Raw genomic sequence first — 380 nt, 5'->3', positions numbered from 1 at the left:
CCGTACGCGCATGCTTGCGCTGGCGCAGCAGCGCGACGCGGCAGTTCTCGCGCGCCGTTTCGCGGCCGTCGTCGTCGAGCAGCACGAGGTCGCCGCGCATCACGTTCAGCGTGATCACGTCCTCGCCCGGCGCGCCGAGGGTTTCCGGCGTGTGCACCGAGCCGGCCGGTTCGAGCACCGTCGAGCCGGCGTGCGCGATCCAGTCGTATTCGCGGTAACGCCACGCACCCTGCAGCGTATGGACGAACACCTCGCCGTCGTGACGATGGCGCGGCAGCGTGCCGCCGGCCGGCATCTTCAGCAGCGCGGTCAGCGTGTCCTCGGCCGCATTGATGTGCAGGTACTTGATCGCGAGCCCCGGCAGGTCGGCGCTCATCGGC

At 70.5% G+C, this 380-nt stretch carries 1 protein-coding gene; it reads right to left on the bottom strand.

The features are described from left to right. Positions 1 to 380: 2,4'-dihydroxyacetophenone dioxygenase family protein (locus M3196_RS21830; RefSeq protein WP_251324383.1), on the bottom strand; the 380-nt coding region annotated here is incomplete at both ends.

This window comes from Fictibacillus nanhaiensis, assembly GCF_023715445.1.
Taxonomy (GTDB): Bacteria; Bacillota; Bacilli; order Bacillales; family Fictibacillaceae; genus Fictibacillus; species Fictibacillus nanhaiensis_D.
This window is presented reverse-complemented; position numbering and strand designations above follow the sequence as displayed.